Genomic DNA, 16,927 nt, shown 5'->3' with positions numbered 1-16,927 from the left:
AACTTCTCTATTCTTCGATAGTTTAACATATTTTTCCAAGATTTTCTGTTAATTTCAGCAAATTCTTAAGGAAGTGAAACTGTTCCGTTACTCCAACTGGCAGGAATGACTTTATGATAATCGCCCCAGTTGTCGTGTACTTTGTAATAACGTTCTCCTGTTTCAGTTTCAAAATAAGCGTACGCTGTCACCCAATGATTGCCATATGTACTGCCAAGTACTTTCAAAATACCAATCATCACAGGTTTGCCTTCACGTATACGTTTTGTAGCTCGCTGCCATGAACCTAGAAGAGTTGCTCGTGCACGCTCATGATTGCCATTCTTCTTTAAAAAACTAGAAATCCCTGTACTAACCTGAAAAGGAATCGTAGGAAGTCCTAGTGGTTGGATCTGGCTACGCAATGCCTTCGTCAAAACCAACGAATCAGCCGTATTTTTCTTGCGAATCTCATTTGGAAGCATCCACCCCTTACGATAGTCTTGATAATAGGCAAGGAGAACTGCTGCCGCGTAAGTACCACAAAGATAGCCTGAGGGGGTAGCCCATTTCTTATACCTCAAAAAACGTTCTTCTGGCAATCCCACCCAGCAATTTGCGAGTTCCTTTCCTGACCTTTTTTCTTCGATCAAAGCGGGAATATCTTCTTTTCTGTTGATCCATCTAGATAACTCGATTGGCTCTTCATTGATCAGCTTCCATTTTTTACAAGAAAGACCCTCTTGATAAGTATATTTTGCTGGAGAATATTCTACCGGATGTCCTGATTGATCGATAATCACATAACTTTGATCTTCAAAAACCAGAGCTAAAAAAAGCAATTTACTTTTTCTTGACTGCAGCTGCTGAGTGCTGGCTAATTTTTTAATTTTTTTATCTACTTTGAAATATAAAGGTTTATCCACTACTTGATTCAGTTGGGATCGCCTCCTTTTTTTCATTATAAGTGAAGGATTGAAAAAAACAAATCAGTTTGATTGTTCGAATTTTCAATTTTTTATGTTCTATTTGTTAATTCCTTCATTTTGTAAGATAATGGGCACACGAAACAAAAAAGGAGCGATCGATGAATGAACAAAGAACGATTGAAACAAGATTTCTATGAAGCAGTCAATGAAGAATGGCAAAAAACAGCAAAAATCCCTGCAGATAAACCAGCTACAGGCGGTTTCCAAGATTTAGTTGACGGGATCGACCAACTTTTGATGGGAGAAACAGACGATCTGCTTGCCCATCCAGAAAAAGTGTCTTCAGAAAAAATGAAACATTTCCTTGCATATTATCAACTGGCAAACGATTATGACCGAAGAAATGAGTTGCATGCTCAACCACTTCAACCTATAATCGAAAAAGTTGAATCATTGCAGTCTTTCGACGAATTGAATAAGCAATTTCCAGAATGGCTGTTGGATACATTACCATTGCCATTTAATCTGGATGTAGATGCAGATATGAAGAATGCGCAAACGAACGCCTTCTTTGCTTATCCGCCTTCTTTATTCCTTCCAGATAAGACGTATTATGCATCAGACCATCCCAACGGTGCACAACTAATAGGCGTTTTCTTTGATATGGCTGTTCAGTTATTAGAGCTTGCCGGCAAAGAAAAAAGTCAGGCAGAAGCAATCACGGAACAAGCAGTGCAATTTGATAAATTGATTGCTCCTCATGTAAAAAGTGCAGAAGAAAACGCAGATTACAGCAAAATGTATAATCCGCAATCTTTTGATACATTTATTCAATACACAGATAAACTGGACTTGAAAAAACTTGTCACGGGTTTGATTGGGACAACTCCAGATAAAGTGATCGTAACTGATCCAGTGTACTTCGATCATTTGAATGACATCCTGACAGAAGCTCATTTCCCGTTATTCAAAAGCTGGATGATCATTAAAACAGTACGTTCTCTTAGTGGTTATCTATCAGAAGAATTCCGCCAAGTCAGCGGAATCTATTCTCGCGTATTGTCTGGAACAGACGAAGCAATGCCTCAGAAAAAATCAGCGTATTACCTTGCCTCTGGACAATTCGATCAAGTAGTTGGCGATTACTACGGAAAAAAATATTTTGGCGAAGCTGCTAAAAAAGACGTAGAACAAATGGTGAAAAAAATGATCGCCGTTTATAAAAAACGTCTAGAAGAAAATGACTGGCTTGGGGATGCAACAAAAGAAAAAGCCGTCATAAAATTAAATAACTTAGGTATCCAAGTAGGCTACCCCGATAAGATCCCAGCATTATTAGACCAGTTCAAAACAGTACCTGCAGATCAGGGTGGTACTTTGCTTTCAAATACTCTTGTTTTCAGCAAACTCACATTAAAAGATCGTTTCAGCAAATGGAACAAACCAGTGGATCGTTCAGAATGGGAAATGAGTGCTGACACGGTCAATGCTTATTATCATCCATTTCGGAATGTGATCGTCTTTCCGGCAGCGATCCTTCAAGCACCATTTTACAGTCTAGAACAATCAAGCTCTGCTAATTATGGTGGAATCGGAGCTGTTATCGCTCATGAGATTTCCCATGCATTTGATAATAACGGCGCTTTATTTGACGAATATGGCAACTTGAACAACTGGTGGACAGAAGAAGATCTTACACAATTTCAAAACAAAGCACAAGCAATGATCGAAGAATTCGATGGTCTGCCTTTTGCTGACGGAAAAGTAAACGGAAAATTAACCGTTTCGGAAAATATTGCTGATGCAGGCGGTCTAAGCTGTGCATTGGAAGCAGCAAAAACGGAATCAGATCTTTCTATCGAGGAATTCTTTGTCAATTGGGCAACGATTTGGCGTACAAAAGCAAAAAAAGAATACCAACAACTTTTACTGCAAATCGATGTCCATGCCCCTGCTAAACTCCGAGCAAACGTGCAACCAAAAAACCTTGACGAATTCTATGAAACATTTGGTATCACGGAACAAGACGCTATGTATCTAGCGCCAGAAAAAAGAGTGCGAATCTGGTAAGAGGTTGTGCCAGAAGTGGTCAGCTTCAAGAAATAAGAAGGAATTGGGGAAAATTGCTTCTCAAATTTTTGTGACATTTCGGCTTATTTTTCGAAGAAGTTACTTCTGGAATACCATGTATCAGAGGTTGTGAAAAAGCCGCTTAGTTTCAAGTAGTAAGAAAAATTTTGTGAAAATAGCTTTCCACATTTTTGCATAAATTTGACTTACTACCGAGAAACTGGCTTTTGAACACCGTATATCAGAGGTTGTGAAAAAGTCGCTTAGTTTCAAGTAGTAAGAAAAATTTTGTGAAAATAGCTTTCCACATTTTTGCATAAATTTGACTTACTACTGAGAAACTGGCTTTTGAACACCGTTTATCGAGAGGTTGTGAAAAAGCCGCTTAGTTTCAAGTAGTAAGAAAAATTTTGTGAAAATGGCTTTCCACATTTTTGCATAAATTTGACTTACTACCGAGAAACTGGCTTTTGAACACCGTATATCAGAGATTGTGAAATCAGCGTCCTGACCTGAGTATTAGAGAAAAAAACGGAAAAATAGTTCCTCATATTTTGCCGCTTGTTGAGCTAATACCGAGGGTCAGCTGATTGAACACCGTTTAGTGGAAAGGTTGTGAAAAAGCTGTCCTGCATCAAGTAATAAGAACAGCCAATCAAAAGCAGCAAGGAGAACCTCATCTATAAAAAGATAGAAGGAAGTGAGACATCTATTGGTCTCATTTCCTTCTATTTTTACTTTCCTCAGTCAATTGTTTTACATCATAAAAGGAGAAATTCCACTTATTTTTTCGCTGTTTCATGACATAAACAACTACACCGATTAACAAAATTCCTCCAGCTAATGCTAGCAACGGGTTATTAAATTCTCCCGTTTTTGGGAGTCCTTGAGTGCCATTTTTTTCACTTTCTTTTGCTGTCCTATCCGGATGAGAAGGTTTTCCATTTGGTTTTCCATTTGGTGATTCATTTCCTGGATTTTCTCTTTCTGGTTTGTCATTTCCCGGGGGCACATCGGCAGTTTCTCGCACAGTGATCGCTTTTTGCTGGGTAACAGATTCTGTATGAGCAGACCATTTTTCCCCATCAAATATTTCCGAACGATAAGTGACTTCTAGCGTATATTCTCCTTTTGAAGGTGCTGAAAAAATAGCGGTATGATTAGAAAATTGAGCACTTGACTGTGTTTCAACGATTTGGATCTTTTCTGGGAAATAACGCATATCTTCAAAGACAGGCGTTCCTTGATTTGGTGTGAAAGTTGACACAAAAACTGTAAAAGGCTTCAGTTCAATGATATTTCCTTCTGCATTCTCCGCCACACCATTTGCTTCTTGTATAATAATCGGATTATTTTGTTCATTTGGTTTTGTCTGATTTGGTTCTTGTACGATTGCATACTCTGGATATTCCGAAGACGGTGAGGTTTCTCCGTCAAAAATAGCACCTACAGATAATGGAAGACCATCTACTCTTCCCTTTTCTGTTTGACGATTCTCCGGTTTGATTTGCATCAATCCATGGACATGGATGCTTCCATTCGCATAGCGAGTAACAGGCTGCTGCCCTTCTTGCGAATGTGTATTTAGAGATTCGATCCAATCTTTTGATACGGTATGTCCAAGAGTATTTTCTGATTGTTTCTCTCGTTCATTCCAATAGTAGTTCAACGAGTGGTAGATTTGATCTTCGTTTTGATTCAATGGGCGGATCTGCTCTCTCATCTCAAGATTCTCTGTTCGGAAAGATAAGATACCAGAAGCATGGTAGTCTGTGTTTCCTGCTGAAGAGGTATAAAGAGCCACATTATATGAACCGTTATTAAAACTTGTACTGCTATTGACGATAATATCTGTTCCGCTATTGGAATCGATTCCTTTCGCAAGATTTTCGAAAGACAAACTATTGATCAATTCATGAGGGCCCGTTAAAGAAGAACCGCCCATTTTGAATCCATTACCGTTACCTTCTCCCTCAATTCCCGGTACCCAGCCGTTTCGATAAGCAACTGAGTTTTTGATGATTACTTTTCCGATCGAACCTGTTTCATTTTTAGCAAAAAGGTCCCAACCGTCATCTGCATTATGATACGCGATACAACCGTCAAATACATTTCCTTCTCCTATTGTCAGTTTGGCCGCAAATCCATCGGCATCTTCAAATCCTGGATCGGCATTTTCAAAAGATGTACAGTTCTTGACTAAGTTATGCGCTGGCCATGCTTCGAAAGGATCATTTGAGCTACCACTGATTTGGATTCCTGTATTTCCATTCCGATAAGCATGGATCTCTTCAATCAAATTATGGTTTCCAGAAATCTGCAATCCTTTTTGCATAGCGGCACTATTTGTAACGTCAAACCCACGTAAAACCCAGTAATGACTAAACAGTGTCATCCCATTTCCAGTTCCTTTAAAATCAAGTACAGGTCGCTTGTTTTCTGGATTTTTCTCTGCAATCAATTGAATCGGGTTTTCTCTTGTCCCGTTAACTCCTTTTGGAATCGTCAATCCTCTTTCAAAGGAATAAGTTCCAGGAGCCAGGACGATTGTCTGCCCAGCATATGCGTATCTCAATGCTTGCGTCAGAGATAACGGATTTTGTCTGCTTCCGTTTCCTGTATCTGACCCTTCCGGTGTTACATAAACTGTCGAATAGTTAGGTTTACGGTAGTCAACTGTATGCAGAATCTCTTTTGTTTCATAACTAGCCATCTCTACGTATTCTTCTGGCGGATAGTTTTTATCTGGTGTAAAACTGAAAGTAAATTCGTTCGTTCCTTCCATCAGTTTTGTCTGATAATCAAATTCCCGATTTGCAGTGATTGCCAAGTCTTTTGCGTTCTCAAGTACCTCTCCTGTTGCTTGATTTTTGATTGTTAATAATCCGTCAGCATTTGCTCTAAAGGACATAGTATGGTCTTGGTTTCCTGAATGATTACTAGAGGTCACAGTGTAAATCGGATCAATCAAGCGAATGGGCCTTTCTTGTCCAGGAGGATCTGTCGCAGGATCTGAGTAAGCCACTTCGATTCCTTCTACCTTGATCGTCATATTCCTTGCTGCAGCAAATCCTGCATAAATAACCGATTCATCTGAAGCGTATAATTTTTCCCAGTCATACATGATGTCAGAAGCCATTTCTTCTCCTGTTTCAGGATCGTAATAATATGCCTCTAAACCAGTATTCGTTTTTTTCATCTCTACGTCCAGTTTAGTAATCGAGTTCGTGGCCGGAAACAGATTCCCATGACCGTTTCCGAATATATTATAAGAACCTGTTTCTTTTTCCAAGAACCCTGCTGAAGTCTCTAAAGGTGTTGTTTCCACTGAGACACTCCCAGGAGCTGGCGCAGCTTGCGGATCTTCAGATGATATTCCTGTGATTGCCCGTGTCCCTAATCCAAGTCGCATCGTATATTTGCTGCCGCTCGTGTTGACCACTTCTTGTCTATCCGAGTCCCAGACATATTCGATCCGACTGCCTAGTATGGCAAATGAATTTGAATAAAATGCCTGCCCAAACAAATGATTTTTTGGTACTGCGTCTCTTACCATTAAAGCAAATCCTTCTTGGGCATTCGTATAGGTCCAAGATTCTATTTCGATCGTCGCCCGCATCCTAAAGTTGATGTCTTTGGGGATTGCTTGATAATAATAGGTCATTCCATCTGATCCGCTTGACTGGAATTTTCCGCCGTTATTCGTGGAAGAGAGCCGCACGCCGTCTTCTAATGGTTCAATGGCATACCTACTAGCACTTGTGCTTTCTCCGAAAACAACCCCTTTCCACTCTTCATTTGCTTCTTCAGATTGCTTTTTTGTCTTTTCATTTTCTGATTCTTTCATCATAGGATCATTTCCTTCTTCCGTATCCATATCTTCACTAGTTCTTGGTACTTCCTCCATTGTTGACATCCCTTCAATGTTCACGTGTGCATTTCCTTCGTTCACAGACTGTTGTTCGTTAGCAGCAACTTCAACGACAGAAATTAAAACCGGGGTACTGAGCATAAGGAGATTCATCATTAGCGCACTGTATTTTATACGTTTTTTTAACAAGTGTATTCCTCCCGCAACAAATTAGAAAGCGTTTACTTAAAGTGTTACCTAATTTATTTTTACTGTCAATAAAAAACAAAATTATAATAAGTGTATTTTATAAAAAGAAAAAATATAACTTAAGTTGTTGATAATAAAGAGATTTATTAACGTAAAAAGAATAAGATTTTTTTAAAATAACGTATAAAAAAGAGCATAAAACAAAGTCGTTTGTTTTATGCTCTTCTTTTATTATTTTGTGCTTTTTATTTTATCAAATTACTTTGTTTTTTTATAAAATTTCTGCGCCTAGTGTGGATTCAAAATGTCTCAATGCCCATTCATGTCCAACGGGATCGAAACTTGCCACGGCATCTTTGAAAATATGGAGTTTGTATCCTAGATTATACGCATCGACTGCTGTATGCAACACACAGATATCTGTACATACGCCGGTCAAATAAATATCTGTGATCTGGCGTTCTCGCAAACGGATGTCTAGATCTGTTCCACTAAAAGCGGAATAATGCCGTTTGTCTATCCAATAAACATTTTCCTCTTGCTCATAGTCTTGGTATAAACTTTTTAAAGAGCCGTACAATTCCCGTCCACCCGTTCCTATCACATTATGCGGAGGAAATAAGCGGTTTTCCGGATGAAAGGAATCTTTTGGATCATGCGCATCAATGGCAAAAACGACAAAATCCTTTTGATCAATAAACTTCTTTGTATGAGCAGTCAGCTTTTTTTCAATTACTTGTCCTGCTGTCCCAGTAGTCAGCTTTCCATCCTCTGCAACAAAATCATATGTGTAGTCAATCGAGATCAATGCGTTCATCTTAGTCCTCCTTATACGAGATGTTTGACAAATTCGATCACCATTTCTGCTGATCGTTTGCCTGCGTCTTCGATAAATTCGTCAAAGCTTTGTGTCGCCGAGTGATCTGCTGTGTCGCTCATTGCACGTACGATCAAAAATGGGATATTGAACTGACGAGCTGTTTGTCCAACAGCGGCTCCTTCCATTTCGCAAGCTAATGCTTCAGGGAAATTCGTTAAGATTTCTTTGATTTTATCTGGCGAGTCGACAAATGTATCACCTGTAACGATCAATCCTTCTTTTGCATTCAAATTCGTTGCTTTTGCTGCTTTAACCATTTCACTGCGCAAATATGTGCTTGCTTCATAATATAGAGGCATTCCTGGTAATTGTCCTGGTTTGTAGCCAAATCCTGTTGCATCTGCATCAAAATAAGCTACTTTGTCTGATATAACGATGTCACCTACTTGTAAGCCTTCACCGATTCCGCCAGCTGAACCTGTATTGATCACCATGTTCACGCCGTATTGTTGGATCAACAGACTTGTGGTAATAGATGCTAAGACTTTTCCTATACCGGAACGTACGACGATCACTTCGTGGTTACCTAATGAACCTGAAATAAATAAAGCGCCTGCGCGTTCCCATGATAATGGTTCGCTTAGGTTCTCTCTCAAAATTTTTACTTCTTCTTCCATTGCGCCGATAATACCGATTTTCATCTTTTTAATTCCTTCTTTCTATATAAATGCGATTGCTAAAAAAACCACACATAACATTAGGATAACAATAATAAGAGATTTCATCAAAAAAGAGTTCCATTTGGTCGTCTTTTCCCGTTCGCTGATCCTTGTTTTCGTGATTGGTTTATTCTTTTTGCTTTCTTTACGATAAAAGCTGGCAATCTTTTTTTCTTCTTGCTGATAAGCTGTTTCTGCTTTTCGCTGTTTTTTTAATGACTCGCTTGCTTGTGCTTGTTGTCGCTTGCGAAGTTCGCTTCGCGTAATAAGCGGTCCTTTGGCCATAAGCCGATCCCTCTACTTTCCTTTGGTCAATAGTTCCCAGTATTGAATCGCATAAATCGTCTTTGCATCACAAATCAACTGATCTTTCATCGCTTGTTGCGCCTCTTCAAGAGTTAGATGATACAACTCCAGTACTTCGTCTTCATCTTGTGCTAAAGGATTCTCGACCTTCTCTACCCCTTGTGCATGATAAATATGAAGGACTTCATTTGCAAAACCTGGTGAAAGATACATCGAAGTAAGATGGCTCAGCGACTTCGCACGATAGCCAGTTTCTTCTTCTAATTCTCTAGCTGCTGTCATTTCGGGATTTTGTCCTTCTCCTGGATCGATTTTTCCAGCTGGAATCTCCAAAATCACTTTTTCTAAAGGTTTTCGAAATTGTTTGACAAGAAGCAGACGATCTTGTTCGTCAAAAGCAATGATCCCAACACCGCCAGGATGAAATACCAGTTCTCTCTTCGAAGTTCCTCCATCTGGCAAACGAACTTCGTCTACAGCAACATCAATAATTTTTCCGCTATAGATTTCTTTGCGACTGATTGTTTTTTCTTCAAATTGCTCATTGTTCAGCATATCTTCTCCTGCTTTCTTTGTAATCATAACTGCTTTTTTTTCATTTTTCAATTTTTCTCAAAAACTCCTTATTAGTTTACCATAGATAAACCTTAGATTTTCTCTAAATATAGAAAATCCTTCTTTAGTCCGATACTCTTTCTAGTAGTCCGTATGCTAAAATAAGTATGTAATCGAATAACGAAAAGAATTCAATACTCAACGATAAATGACATGGAGGGTTTATTATGATAAAACGAAATTGGCCGTGGCTTCTAGCATTGGTCTTGCTATTTCTCTTTGTCCGAAACAATAGTTTTTCTTTTGTTCTAGGACTTTTATTGATAGGTGTAGTTTTAGTTTTGTGGGGACTCTTTGGTTCGCGCAGGAAAAAGGGAAAACAAGAAGAAATTCCTGCACTGACTGACGAACTTGAAACTCACTATGAAAAAAGCGGTATGACAGCGAATGAAATTTCATTTTTTCGGCAAACAATGAATCAAACAAAAAATGAGATCAATCAATTGCAAATGAATATGCAGCAGACAGCCAAACTTAAAGCAATCGATCTCCGCCATGATCCAGTCAAAGCAGCAAAAGCTTTATTCAAAGAATTGGTGAAAGAACCAAACCGACTGCATGAAGCAAGTCAGTTTCTTTATACGCATCTGCCGAATCTAGTTGATTTGACAAATAAGTATAATGAGATCAATGACCATGAGATCAAAAACAAACAGACCTATGAAAAACTAGAAGAAAGCGCGCAGATCATCGACCAGCTGTCAGCTTTAATCGCACAAGATTATCAAAAATTCGTTGCTGAGGATCTAGATGATATCGACGTAGAGATATCTGTTGCGAAACAGAGCTTAAAGCGTGATAATAAATATGAACCAGAACAAAAGGATTAACTCTTTTGTTCATAAAAGAAGACTCGGAACATTCAGATGATGTCTGGCTGTTTCGAGTACTTTTTCTAAAGTAGAGACATTCATGTAAGAATCGAGAACAGATTCAACAAGGAGGAATTTTTTATGGATCATAAACCGACTGAAACAAAAGATGTTACACCAGTTAACGATACACTTGAAGATTTATTGAACAACCCGTTTTCAACTCCAACAGATACGCTGACCACTTCACAACAAGCGGAGATTGATCAGCTCCAAGAGCAACAGACAGCTGCTCGTTTAATTGACAAACTACCGGCGGAACGCCAAGAACAAGCTAAACAGCTAGCAGCAAAAATCGATGCTAATGATGCACAGTCTGTCATCAGCTACGGATCGGCTGCCCAAGCAAAATTAAGTGAATTCTCACAATCGATGTTGAATCATGTGCAAGCACAAGATATTGGTCCTGTAGGAGATTCCTTAACTGAACTGATGTATCGTCTCCAAGAAGCCAATCCTGACGAACTGCGTGCCGGAGAAGGGAACATCTTCCAGCGTGTCTTCGGGAAGGTCAAACAATCGATCTATGAAGTGACAGCAAAATATCAAAAGATTGGTGCACAAATTGACAAGATTTCAGTGAAATTAGATAAAGAAAAAGACGGTCTGCTAAAAGATAATCTGATGTTAGAACAGCTTTACCAGAAAAACAAAGACTACTTTGATGCACTGAATATTTATATCGCTGCTGGAGAATTGAAAATGGAAGAACTTCAAACAACGATCATTCCAGAAGCGATGAAAAGAGCAGAAGAAACTGGCGATCAGATGGATGTTCAGATTGCCAATGATTACACGCAATTCCTAGATCGTCTAGATAAACGTACGCATGATCTTCGCTTAGCTAGACAGATCACGATCCAGCAAGCACCACAAATCCGTTTGATCCAAAACACAAATCAGGCCTTGGCTGAAAAGATCCAAGCATCTATCGCTACAGCCATTCCGCTGTGGAAAAACCAAGTCGTGATCGCATTGACCTTGCTTCGTCAAAAAGATGCAGTAACTGCTCAACGCCAAGTCTCTGAAACAACAAACGACTTATTGAAGAAAAATTCAGAAATGCTGAAAATCTCAGCCATCGAAACAGCGAAAGAAAATGAACGTGGAATCGTGGATATCGAGACCCTTCAAACCACTCAAAATGATTTGATCGAAACAATCCAAGAGACATTGCGTATCCAAAAAGAAGGAAAAGAAAAACGTCGTCATGCAGAAGTAGAGCTTGGACACATGGAAGAAGATCTGAAACAAAAACTGTTGGATTTAACCCAATAGATCACCTTTCGCTTGTTACTAAAACAAACGCCCAACAACAGTTTATTACAACTGTTGATGGGCGTTTTTCTTATCTTTCTTCTAACTTCTCCATTGGAGTCTATTTCTCATTCATCTTGCTGTGTCCATAGCCATAGCCAAAATAAATGATCAGTCCAATAACCATTACGATACCGAACACGATCCATGTCACAGTTTGCAGACGAAGCATCAATACAATACAAGTCAAGATGGAGACGATTGGCAATAGCGGAACGAATGGCACTTTGAATTCTCCAGCTTTTGGTTTGCCAAACATTTTTCTCAACTTCAGTAAGCCTAGACTAACAAGCATCAAATAGGCGAGCGCCATGATATTCGTTAGTTCCGCTAATACATTCAATGGGAAAAATCCGGCAAAGAATACAGCTGCCACACCAGCGGCATAAGTCGCTTTTTTCGGTGTACGATGCTTTTGATCGATTTCTGTCATAAACTTAGGAAGTAAGCCATCCTTGCTGACAGCAAACAGTAAACGAGCAAGTGAATACATCATCGAGATCGTTACCGTCAGTAGCGTTAAAATTGCCCCTACAGCGATCACCGCGCCCACTGTTCCATGTCCTACATACCTCATTGCAAAAGCCACTGGGTCATTGACTCCTAGTTCAGTATACGGAACGATTCCTGTCAAGATCAGCGTCACGATGATGTAAAGGACAGTAGCAATCAGTATCGAACCAATGATTCCTCTTGGCACATCTTTTTGCGGGTTTTTGACTTCCTCGGCTGCCATTGCAACGGCATCAAATCCCAAGAAAGCAAAAAACACAAGAGCTGCACCATCTAGCACACCGGAAAAACCAAAAGGCATGAATGGCTGCCAGTTATCAGGTTTAACGAAAAATATTCCTACAATGATAAACAACGCGATGATACCAAATTTGACATATACCATGGCATTATTCAAACGTAATGCTTTCTTGGCTTCAAGCGACACGATGTAAGTGACGAATATCACTACGAGCACCGCAATCAAGTCAATGTATGTACCATTTTCCGGATTGTACCCGCCAGTTAATGCTTGTGGAAGTTCGGCCCCTAAACTTTTCAAAAAACCTTGCATATAGCCAGACCATCCGGAAGCAACAGAGGAAACTGCTAGTAAAAATTCCCCGATCAACAACCACCCTGTCAGCCAGGCAGCAAATTCACCAAATACAACATACAGATAGGCATATGGCCCACCAATCACTGGCACTCGCGAAGCAAATTCTGCGAAACTTAGTCCAGACAAAATGACAACGATTGCAGCTAAGACAAATGAAAGTGACAGTGCTGGACCAGCATTTTGATTGGCCGCAACCCCTGTCACCACAAATATTCCCGTACCGATGATCGCACCAATTCCAAGCATGATCAAATCAGACGTTTTTAGTTCTTTTTTCATCTCACTCGTATGATTGAGATTGATCTCTTTCTTACGAAACAAATCCATTGAAGTTCCTCCCCATTTTAGGTTGGAAAACAGCGATTAAACTGTTTTCATATACCCTAAAAGGATACCACCTAAAATGACTAAAAGGCAACCAACAATAACATAAATGAGCTCTTTTTTCGTTTTTCTTTCGCCAAGGATGAAAATCCCACCTAAAGTAGAGATAATGATCCCCATTTGTGAAAGTGAGAAGCCAACAGCTAAACCAAGTGATTTGACTGTTAGAAGCATGCAGATGTTTCCTAAGCCCCATAATAATCCACAGATCATGTTTTTCCACACAAACTGATCGACTTTAACTTTACGGAAAGCAAAGAAGCTTGCGCCTAAGATCATTCCGATACTTTGAGGTAAGATAATTGACATCGCATCCAAATTCGCCCAGTTGACGATGATGGTATATACACCATAACCAATCGTAGAGAAGATCAATGCTCTAAAACCCTTACCAAAATCAAGCATTTTATTATCTGTATCTATTTTTCCTTCGTCATCTTGTCGGGCAGTCAAATACGCACCGCTTACAAGAAGAGCTAAAGCAATAATACCGTATACATAATCTTTCGTTTGTGTCCATTCATGGAAGAAAACGGCTCCCGCAATCGTATTCAAAATTAATTGAAAACCAGTAGACAATGGTAACCCTACAGAAACACCCATGTACTTCATTCCATGGAACTGTCCATTTTGTCCAACACTCCAAGCTAAGCCGGATAAAAATCCGATCAAGAAAATCCAAGGGGTGATTACAGGACTAACAACGAAAAAGACAACTAAAGAAAACAGAAATGCACCGATCGTCATTCCTAGTGTTTGTTGATTGGCATCGCCACCAATTTTACCACTTACTAAACCAATACTACCCCATGCCAACATAGGGACTAATGCTATTAAAATTTCCATAACCAATCTCCTTTTATTTCACATGATAAGAAACTTATCAGCGAAAACGTTAACAACACAAGCACTTTTTTTCGTTTCTAACGATTTTCTAACGTTTTTCATTATAAAAATTTAAGATTGGGAAAAATAAAGTCATTGTTGTCCCTTTTCCTTCAGTTGATTCAGCCGTCAAATGGATACCTAATTTTTCGGCCAGATTTTTTGCTAAATAAAGTCCTAATCCTGTTGAATGTGTTTTGCTAAGTCGACCATTTCTCCCAGTAAATCCCTTATCAAAGATCCGTTTCAAGTCTTCCGCTGGGATACCGATCCCTGAATCTTTAACTGAAAGGCTGACTCCTTGTGCTTCCTTTTCTATGCTCACAATGATGTTTCCGTGATCCGGCGTATATTTGATGGCATTACTAAGCAATTGGTTGAAGATAAAAGCGATCCATTTAGCATCGGTCAAAACAGTATGATCCTCACCAACAATCTCGTAGCGAATATTTTTTTGGATAAAATAATTTGCCTGACTGCGTATCACAGGCTGAATGATTCCTTTTAGTCCATATTCTTGGATGAGGTAGTCCCGCGAGAAACTGTCGAGTCTTGCATAATACAAAACTTGTTCTACGTATTCATCGATTTTTGATAATTCATTTTCTAGTAATGTATACTTTTGATCGTCAATATCGAACTCGATCGAACGAACTAGCAATTTAGAAGCGGAAAGTGGCACTTTGATTTCATGGACCCATGAGTCAATATAATCTTTTTGGTCTTGTTGATTACTGATTGCTGATTGCATTACTTCTTGGTGTTCACGGATCAGCTGATTGATATATTCTTCCACAAGTTTTTCTTCTTCTGTTCGTCCACCGCTCAAATAGTTTTGCAAAGGGGAAGTTTTTTGTATGTCGGCTAATTTTCCCCACCATCTTCTCTTGCTCAAGTAACCACCCAGCAGATAAAAAATCAGAAAGACGCCCTCAATCAAAGCTAAATAAGCAATTGTGCTCAAATCCACTTTGATGTTTGGCGCCAGCCACATCACAAAGATCGTCAATGCAATAAAAAACAGCCATCCCAAGATCAATGTCCACTGATCTTTCAAATATTTAAAAAAATTCATCTTAACCGCTCATCCTTTCAGGGAACGATATATCCCTGTCCTACTTTTGTTTCGATATATCCTTGGATACCTGCCTGTTCGATTTTTCGGCGTAACCGATTTATGTTGACTGTCAATGTATTGTCATCTACAAATCGTTCGTCATCCCACAGTGCTCGCAGCAATTTTTCCCGACTTAAGATCTTTCCATTGTGCTTCATCAAAATAAATAATAGACGATATTCATTTTTGCTCAAATCAATGATCTCTCCGTTGATTTCCATACTTCCGTTGTCAACATTCAACGTAATGCCATTGTGGCTCATCATTTCACTAGATAATTCTGTGTAGTTGTAAGAACGGCGAAGTAATGCATTGATTTTTGCAATCAGTACATCGATTTGGAAAGGTTTTGTCACAAAATCATCTGCCCCCATGTTCATAGCCATGATCATATCCATATTCGTATTCCTGCTGGAGATAAAAATGATCGGTACTTTCGATACTTCACGTATTTTTTGACACCAATAATAGCCATCCAAAACGGGAAGATTAATATCTAGTAATACAAGCTGTGGTTCTTCTCTTTCAAAGTCTGAGAACACTTGATTGAAATCGGTCGTTCCAAAGGTTTCAAATTGCCATTTCTCAAGTTCCTCCATGATCAATTGTCGAATGATCTCTTCGTCTTCGACTACCATGATTTTTGCCATAAAAAATCCCTCCATCTTTCATCTTGCTACTACAATATCAAAGAAGCCCTTGTGAAACAAGTTGGCTTACCTGGAAAATGTCATTTTAGCAAACGTTAAAAAAACTGGAAATATGCGATTTAATCGCGTTTGTCTCTTCCAAGCAGCTTAAATTTATTATGTTATTCTTAATAATTGGTCTATTATCTGTTATTTTTCCTTAGTTGTTTTTGTCTTTTAAATTTTCGATAACACCAATAACCGAAAAGCGTTAGCACTAGCAATATACCTAGAAGGAGTATAAGTAATCGATAAAGATGGTATTTTTTTGTCTGTTCTATCTTTGAAGAGACTTCTTCTGTAAAGGGAACTCGCCTTCCTGTCACTAGTAATCGGTGAGTGTTCACGGTGTAAGGTGTACAAGTGATAAGTGTGACTAGATCCTGCTTTTCTCTGATTGCTAATGTATTTGTTTTTGTTGGAAGGACAACAATTTTCTCAACGACTTCATAAGCGAGCATCCGACCATACACTTCAAGATAGAATCGGTCATCTTGCTCCATTTCTTCAAGATCCGTAAAGAGTTTTTTCTCAGCAATACCGCTATGGGCGGTAATCACGGAATGTGTACTCTCTCCTCCAGTTGGAAAAGAGGTGCCTTGCAGGACTGTCGCTCCTCTATCTAACAAAAGATCATTCGTTTCATCAAATAAAGGCAAGCTAACATTGATTTTCGGAATATAGATGGCTCCGATCATATGTTGTTCGTAATATTCTTTTCCTGGATTTTGGACATTTCTAACCGCTTGCTCAAAAGGATCTTTGACTTGTCCCATTCCTGGGATTACTGATGTATGAGCAAGCGTCTGATTTTTCTTTTCATGCACTGCTAATTGTTGCTCATGTTTTTCTTCTTTATCGCGTTCAAGCTGCTTTTGATAATTCTCGATCCTTCTTTGATCCAAATAATTGCTGAGAGCATCTGCTAAAAATGGATATGTAAAAACTGCAGCTCCGGCAAGAAACATCACTGCCATAAATAATTGTAATAAAAGACTGATTTGGGCTTGAGGTCTATTACCTGTTTTCTTTTTCATTTTCTTCACCTTCTTAT

Annotated in this window: 14 protein-coding genes; 3 read left to right on the top strand and 11 right to left on the bottom strand. The window is 39.0% G+C overall.

Annotation, left to right across the window (positions count from 1 at the left end; translation table 11 throughout):
* Window positions 1-65: 65 nt before the first annotated feature.
* Entirely contained in the window at window positions 66-941 is an 876-nt protein-coding gene (locus OS139_RS09425; RefSeq protein WP_002331654.1) for a hypothetical protein, read from the bottom strand.
* A 129-nt stretch (window positions 942-1,070) separates the two neighbouring features.
* Here OS139_RS09425 and OS139_RS09420 point away from each other — a divergent pair, with 129 nt between their 5' ends.
* Complete coding sequence (locus OS139_RS09420) at window positions 1,071-2,978, top strand: M13 family metallopeptidase (RefSeq protein ID WP_002331655.1); 1,908 nt, start codon at window positions 1,071-1,073, stop codon at window positions 2,976-2,978.
* A 718-nt stretch (window positions 2,979-3,696) separates the two neighbouring features.
* On the opposite strand, the gene OS139_RS09415 is transcribed toward OS139_RS09420, so the two are convergent.
* The 5 genes from OS139_RS09415 to OS139_RS09395 all read right to left on the bottom strand — a co-directional run bounded on the left by OS139_RS09415 (window position 3,697) and on the right by OS139_RS09395 (window position 9,438).
* Complete coding sequence (locus OS139_RS09415) at window positions 3,697-7,038, bottom strand: right-handed parallel beta-helix repeat-containing protein (RefSeq protein WP_002331656.1); 3,342 nt, start codon at window positions 7,036-7,038, stop codon at window positions 3,697-3,699.
* Window positions 7,039-7,309: 271 nt separating this feature from the next.
* Window positions 7,310-7,855: a cysteine hydrolase family protein gene (locus tag OS139_RS09410; RefSeq protein ID WP_002291217.1), complete on the bottom strand. Its 546-nt coding sequence runs from the start codon at window positions 7,853-7,855 to the stop codon at window positions 7,310-7,312.
* 11 nt (window positions 7,856-7,866) lie between these two features.
* The gene (locus OS139_RS09405; RefSeq protein WP_002291218.1) at window positions 7,867-8,559 is read right to left on the bottom strand and encodes a 5'-methylthioadenosine/adenosylhomocysteine nucleosidase; all 693 of its coding nucleotides are present in this window, start codon (window positions 8,557-8,559) and stop codon (window positions 7,867-7,869) included.
* An 18-nt stretch (window positions 8,560-8,577) separates the two neighbouring features.
* Window positions 8,578-8,862: a cell wall synthase accessory phosphoprotein MacP gene (gene macP / locus OS139_RS09400; protein WP_002286760.1), complete on the bottom strand. Its 285-nt coding sequence runs from the start codon at window positions 8,860-8,862 to the stop codon at window positions 8,578-8,580.
* Between the two features lie 12 nt (window positions 8,863-8,874).
* Window positions 8,875-9,438 carry an NUDIX hydrolase gene (locus tag OS139_RS09395; protein ID WP_002325125.1) on the bottom strand — a complete coding sequence of 188 codons (564 nt, stop codon included), beginning with the start codon at window positions 9,436-9,438 and terminating at the stop codon, window positions 8,875-8,877.
* Between the two features lie 227 nt (window positions 9,439-9,665).
* Here OS139_RS09395 and OS139_RS09390 point away from each other — a divergent pair, with 227 nt between their 5' ends.
* Complete coding sequence (locus OS139_RS09390) at window positions 9,666-10,328, top strand: 5-bromo-4-chloroindolyl phosphate hydrolysis family protein (protein WP_002286764.1); 663 nt, start codon at window positions 9,666-9,668, stop codon at window positions 10,326-10,328.
* Between the two features lie 123 nt (window positions 10,329-10,451).
* Window positions 10,452-11,648, top strand: coding sequence for a toxic anion resistance protein (locus tag OS139_RS09385; RefSeq protein WP_002286766.1), 1,197 nt, complete (start codon window positions 10,452-10,454; stop codon window positions 11,646-11,648).
* 100 nt (window positions 11,649-11,748) lie between these two features.
* Here the strand turns inward: OS139_RS09385 and OS139_RS09380 are convergent, their stop codons facing one another.
* The 5 genes from OS139_RS09380 to OS139_RS09360 form a co-directional block, all read right to left on the bottom strand.
* A complete protein-coding gene (locus OS139_RS09380; protein ID WP_002286768.1) occupies window positions 11,749-13,125 on the bottom strand; it encodes an amino acid permease in 1,377 nt (458 codons plus the stop codon).
* Between the two features lie 36 nt (window positions 13,126-13,161).
* Complete coding sequence (locus OS139_RS09375) at window positions 13,162-14,028, bottom strand: GRP family sugar transporter (RefSeq protein ID WP_002286769.1); 867 nt, start codon at window positions 14,026-14,028, stop codon at window positions 13,162-13,164.
* Between the two features lie 88 nt (window positions 14,029-14,116).
* Window positions 14,117-15,142 carry a two-component system sensor histidine kinase SapS gene (sapS, locus tag OS139_RS09370; RefSeq protein ID WP_002286770.1) on the bottom strand — a complete coding sequence of 342 codons (1,026 nt, stop codon included), beginning with the start codon at window positions 15,140-15,142 and terminating at the stop codon, window positions 14,117-14,119.
* Window positions 15,143-15,159: 17 nt separating this feature from the next.
* Window positions 15,160-15,834 carry a two-component system response regulator SapR gene (gene sapR / locus OS139_RS09365; protein WP_002291233.1) on the bottom strand — a complete coding sequence of 225 codons (675 nt, stop codon included), beginning with the start codon at window positions 15,832-15,834 and terminating at the stop codon, window positions 15,160-15,162.
* Between the two features lie 182 nt (window positions 15,835-16,016).
* Entirely contained in the window at window positions 16,017-16,910 is an 894-nt protein-coding gene (locus tag OS139_RS09360; RefSeq protein ID WP_002331657.1) for a class C sortase, read from the bottom strand.
* Window positions 16,911-16,927: the final 17 nt, after the last annotated feature.

Origin of the sequence: Enterococcus sp. E4-223 (assembly GCF_035727065.1) — a bacterium.
GTDB lineage: Bacteria > Bacillota > Bacilli > Lactobacillales > Enterococcaceae > Enterococcus_B > Enterococcus_B faecium.
Note: the sequence above shows the minus strand (reverse complement) of the source record. Positions and strands in the feature narration are given on the sequence as shown.